This is a genomic window from Kitasatospora sp. MY 5-36, assembly GCF_001182915.1.
Lineage (GTDB): Bacteria > Actinomycetota > Actinomycetes > Streptomycetales > Streptomycetaceae > Kitasatospora.
The window spans coordinates 1-4,897 of sequence record NZ_LFVW01000753.1; the positions used below are offsets into that span (position 1 = coordinate 1).

Consider the following 4,897-nt stretch of genomic DNA (forward strand, 5'->3'; position numbering starts at 1 on the left):
CGGGTCGGCGTCGAGCAGCAGCAGGTGCACCCGGCGGCCCTGCCGGGCGGCGGCCCGCACCAGCCAGGCCCGCACCCAGGGCTGGGTGCCGCAGTCGTGCACCGCGAGCGGCCCGCCGTCCAGCACGGCCCGGCGCAACCGCAGGTAGTGGGCGAGCCGGGCCAGCGGGCGGTAGAGCGCGTACGGCAGGCGGCCGGGCAGCCGGGCCGCGTACTCCTCGCGGACCAGCTGGGAGTCGATCAGCGGGGCGCGGACGCAGCGGCGCATCAGGGTGCTCTTGCCGCTGCCGGGCAGGCCGGTGACGACCAGCAGGTCCCCGGCCGGGTAGCGCAGGACCGCCGGCCCGGGCCCGCGCAGCTCGTGCCGGGCGCTCGGGTCGTGCGGCGCGTGCGATGCGGACGGGTCGTCCGGCGCGGGCAGGACGACCCGTTCCCCGGCGGTGCGCGGCGGCGGCACCCTCGGCGCCGCCGCCGTCCGCACCGTTCGCGTCCCACTCACCCGGTCTCCCCCCGCCGTTCCCCTTCGAGGAGCATCGCTCATTCCCAAGAACGAGTAAAGGGCGGAGGTCGGAGCGGGTACGGACGACCACGGCCGGGCCCGGAGCGTGGCGGCGTCGAGGCCCGGCGGCGGGTGTCAGCCCAGCTGCGGGGCGATCCGGGAGGCGATCAGCTCCAGGTGGTCGAGGTCGTCCAGGTCGAGGATCTGGAGGTAGAACCGCTCGCTGCCGACCGCCGCGTACCGGCCGATCTTCTCGACCACCTCGTCCGGGGTGCCGGCCAGGCCGTTCTCCTTCAGCTCGTCGACCTCGCGGCCGATCGCGGCGGCCCGGCGGGCGACCTCGGCGTCGTCGCGGCCGACGCAGGCCACCATGGCGTTGGAGTAGACCAGGTCGTCGGCGGAGCGCCCGGCCGCCTCGACGGCGGCGCGGACCCGGCCGAACTGGGCGGCGGTGTCGTCCACCGAGGCGAACGGCAGGTTGAACTCGTCGGCGAAGCGGGCGGCCAGGGCCGGGGTGCGCTTGGGGCCGAGGCCGCCGACCAGCACCGGGACGTGCTCCTGGGCGGGCTTGGGCAGGGCCGGCGAGTCGGTCAGCGTGTAGTACTCGCCGGCGAAGTCGAAGGTGTCGCCGAGCTTGGTGTTCCACAGCCCGGTGATGATCGCCAGCTGCTCCTCCAGCCGCCCGAACTTCTCCTTCGGGAAGGGGATGCCGTACGCGGTGTGCTCGGCCTCGTACCAACCGGCGCCGAGGCCGAACTCGACCCGGCCGCCGCTCATCGCGTCCACCTGGGCGACCTGGATCGCGGTGACGCCCGGCAGCCGGAAGGTGGCGGCGGTCATCAGGGTGCCCAGGCGGATGGTGCTGGTGTCGCGGGCGAGGCCGGCCAGGGTGATCCAGGCGTCGGTGGGCCCGGGCAGGCCGTCGACGTCGCCCATCTTCAGGTAGTGGTCGGAGCGGAAGAAGGCGCTGAAGGCCCCGAGCTCCTCGGCGGTGCGGGCGACCTTGAGGAGGGTGTCGTAACTCGCACCCTGCTGGGGTTCGGTGAAGACGCGGAGATCCATGCCGGCCATTCTGGTACGGACCGACCGGTGATCGGCACAGCGCGTCCGCCGCGCCACGGACCGTTTCCGATCCGGCCGGGTGGGGCGGCAGGGGTGGCCAAGGTCTCAGTACGGAACCGTCACGGGCGCCCGTTCCCGCTCGGAGGGTCGCCTACCGTGGACGGATGTTCGCGACCCCCGACGAGTCCTTCCGGCGCTCCCCCGACGAGCCGGCCGGCTGTCCGCTGCCCGGCATCGTGACGGCCTTCACGCCCCGGCTGGCCGAGTTCGCCTTCGAGCCCGGTTTCGTCGCGGCGGTCGACCAGCACGCGGCGATGCTGCGGGAGCTGCTGTACGCGCAGGGGCCGGAGCTCGCGCCCCGGCCCCTGGACCGTGAGGAGTTGTCGGACTACGCGCTGGGTTTCCTGGACGCGCTCGCCGAGATCGGCTGGCGGGAGCCGGTCGGCCACGACTACGCCGTGATCCGGCTCACCGCGATCTGCTGGCTGGTCCGCGAGCAGGGCCTGCTCGGGGTCTGAGCCCCGGCAGGCCCGCCCGGACCGCCCGGTGCGGCGGGCTACCGGTTCTGGTCGCCCTCGATGCCCGGCGCGGGCGGGGTGCCCGGACCGGTCTGGGTGGTCGGCCGGACCGGCTGGTTGGACAGCGCGTCGGAGCGGCCGGCCTGGTAGGCGGTGCCGCGCAGCCGGGCGGTCTCCCGCTCGGCGCCGTCCAGCCACCGCTCCCAGCGCTGGCGCATCGGGATGATCAGGCCGCCGCCGACACCGACCACCAGCACACCGGCGATGGTGGCGAGCGCGGCGATCAGGACCGGCCCGGTGATCGAGGTGGCGATCCCGGCCTGGCCCAGCGCGGCGATCACGCCGAGGCCGACGATGAACGCCCAGACCAGGGTGGAGACCGTCCGGCCGTACGAGGCGCCGGAGAGCGTGCTGCCCACGATGTCGCGCACCGCGTTGGCGATGGCCATCGCGACCACCACGATCACCACGGCGACGATGCCGCGCGGCAGCCAGGCGACGATGCTGTGGATCATCGTGCTGATCGGGTTCGAGCCGAAGACGCCGAACGCCAACTGCAGGGCCATCAGCAGGACGATGTAGTACACGACCTTGCAGATGATGCCGGTCATGTCGTACTTGGAACCCTGCAGGTGGGCGGCCACTCCGGACCGCTCCGCGACCCGTTCCGAGCCGACCCTGCGCAGCACCCGGTCGAGGATCTTGGCGATCGCCTTGGCCACGAACCAGCCGACGACCAGGATCGCCAGGAAGGCGATGAACTGCGGAATGACCTTGGCGATCTTCGACCAGGCCTCGGTGAAGCCCGACCCGAAATCGACGGACAGTGCGAGCTGCTGAGCCACGGAGTCCTCCACTCGGTGACACGGCGCCACGAGCGGGCGCTTCGGCCCCCCACCCTTCGTGGATAGCAGGCGCCCGCCCCGGCCGCGCGCGCCCGGTGTCCGGGATGCTCCCCTCGGGTGAATGCTCCGGCCGTCCGCACGCGTACAGTGGCGGTCCGGGGGGACGGGCCACGGGGCGGGACGGACGGGACGGTGCGGCAAGTGGGCGGTACGGCGGCGGAGCACGCGGTGGACCACCGGGCGCTGCACTGGCGGGTCCGACCGGAAGCGGCCCGGGCCGCCGTCCTGGTCCTGCACGGCGGCGAGGAGCACAACGTCGCCCGGCCCGGGCGCCTCAACCTCCCGCTGCTGCGGATGCACGGCTTCCTGCGCGCGCTCACCAGGGCGACCGCGCGGGACGGGGTCGCCATCGGCACCGTCCGCTACCGCCACCGCGGCTGGAACGGCGAACGGGCCGACGCCGCACGGGACGCGACCGCCGCGCTCGACGAACTCACCGCGCTGCTCGGGCCGGTGCCGACCGTCCTGGTCGGCCACTCGATGGGCGGGCGCGCCGCCCTCCAGGCCGGCGGACACCCCTCCGTCACCGGCCTGGTCGCCCTCGCACCGTGGTGCCCGCCCGAGGACCCGTGCGACCAACTCGCCGGGCGGGACGTCCTCCTGCTGCACGGCGACCGCGACACCGTCACCCCGCCCGCCGAAACCCGCGCCTTCGCCGCCCGCAGCCGCGCCGCGGGCGCCCGGGTCTGCGGCTACACCGTCACCGGCAGCGGCCACGCCATGCTCCAGCGCCTCCCCGACTGGCACCGCGCCACCACCCGCCTCACCACCGCCCTCCTCGGCCTCCACCCCTTCCCCGCCGAAACCGCCTCCGCCCTCGCCCTCCCACCCGCCTCCCGCGAAGCCCTCACCCTCCCCCTCCCACCCCAGCCCCGCCGCGCCCCGGCCCTCCCGGCCAACCCCTGAGCCACCGAGGCCTCGCGGGGCCGGTTCCTCAGGCCCGGCGCAGCACCCGCCAGGTCACCAGGCCGGCGGTCGTGCCCGACAGCAGCAGGCAGGCGAGGACCACGGAGGCCAGCGCCGCCGGGTCCAGGTGGAGCGTGACCGGGGCTCCGGTGCTCTGGGCGAGGCCGGAGGCGAGACCGGCCAGCGGCGGGAGGGTGGCCAGCAGTCCCAGCAGGGTGCCGATCGCGGTCACCACGGCCGCCTCGCCCGCGGCCAGCAGGACCAGTTGGCGGACGGTGCCGCCGGTCGAGCGCAGCACGGCGAGGTCGCGGCGCCGGCCGTGGGCGGACAGGGCGGTGCTGTTCGCGGTGGCGATCGCGCTGTAGCCGACGGCCACGGCGATCAGCATGGCGGCCAGGCTGTCGGTCAGCCGGGCGTCGGTGTCGTAGTCGTCCAGGGCGTAACGGACGGCGTCGTGGACGGCCGTGCCCGGGACGACCGCCACCGGATCCGCCTCCGCCGGGACGAACAGGTCGTCGCCCAGCGCGGCCGGGTCGTGGCCGCGGACCAGGCTCCGGGCGAGGACGAAGTCGCCGCGGGCCGGGTCGTCCGGCAGGATCCCGGCGATGAGCAGCGGGACGGTCGCCCCGTCGGCGAAGCGGACCGGGTACCGCTGCCCGGCCGTCACGCCCAGCCAACGCGCCATGGACGTTCCCAGCACCGCCTCGCCGGGCCGGCTCCAGGCCGGGTCGCGGGAGCCGAGGGCGTCGATCACGACGGTCGTCCCGTCGGCGCGGTGGACGAAGGCGCGGGTCGGCAGGGCGGCCTTGCCTACCGGGTGGGCGTCGGCCGCCTCGTCGGTGAGGCCCGGGGTGCCGTCGTTGGTGACGATCGCCTGGCCGGAGAGCCGCAGCGCCTGGCCGGCCGGGTAGGCCGCCCGCATCGTCTCCACCGCGCCGCTGAGCAGCACGGCGAAGCCGACCGCCGCGATCACCGGTGCCGCCGCCGCGGCGGCGCGGGACGCGCCCG

At 75.3% G+C, this 4,897-nt stretch carries 6 protein-coding genes; 2 read left to right on the forward strand and 4 right to left on the reverse strand.

Annotation, left to right across the window (positions count from 1 at the left end):
• Positions 1 to 498: AAA family ATPase (locus AE652_RS35225; RefSeq protein WP_159028646.1), on the reverse strand; the 498-nt coding region annotated here is incomplete at its 3' end.
• A gap of 135 nt (positions 499 to 633) precedes the next feature.
• Positions 634 to 1,560, reverse strand: coding sequence for an LLM class F420-dependent oxidoreductase (locus tag AE652_RS35230; RefSeq protein ID WP_049659071.1), 927 nt, complete (start codon positions 1,558 to 1,560; stop codon positions 634 to 636).
• A 164-nt stretch (positions 1,561 to 1,724) separates the two neighbouring features.
• Here AE652_RS35230 and AE652_RS35235 point away from each other — a divergent pair, with 164 nt between their 5' ends.
• Positions 1,725 to 2,078, forward strand: a complete 354-nt coding sequence (locus tag AE652_RS35235) for a DUF6401 family natural product biosynthesis protein (RefSeq protein WP_049659067.1) — start codon at positions 1,725 to 1,727, stop codon at positions 2,076 to 2,078.
• A gap of 38 nt (positions 2,079 to 2,116) precedes the next feature.
• On the opposite strand, the gene AE652_RS35240 is transcribed toward AE652_RS35235, so the two are convergent.
• A complete protein-coding gene (locus tag AE652_RS35240) occupies positions 2,117 to 2,923 on the reverse strand; it encodes a TM helix repeat-containing protein (RefSeq protein WP_049659068.1) in 807 nt (268 codons plus the stop codon).
• A gap of 201 nt (positions 2,924 to 3,124) precedes the next feature.
• Between AE652_RS35240 and AE652_RS35245 the strand changes: the two genes are divergently transcribed.
• Entirely contained in the window at positions 3,125 to 3,889 is a 765-nt protein-coding gene (locus AE652_RS35245; RefSeq protein ID WP_369808358.1) for an alpha/beta hydrolase, read from the forward strand.
• A 28-nt stretch (positions 3,890 to 3,917) separates the two neighbouring features.
• On the opposite strand, the gene AE652_RS35250 is transcribed toward AE652_RS35245, so the two are convergent.
• Positions 3,918 to 4,897, reverse strand: a 980-nt coding sequence (locus tag AE652_RS35250; RefSeq protein WP_049659072.1) for an FtsX-like permease family protein, incomplete at its 5' end; no start/stop codon positions are given.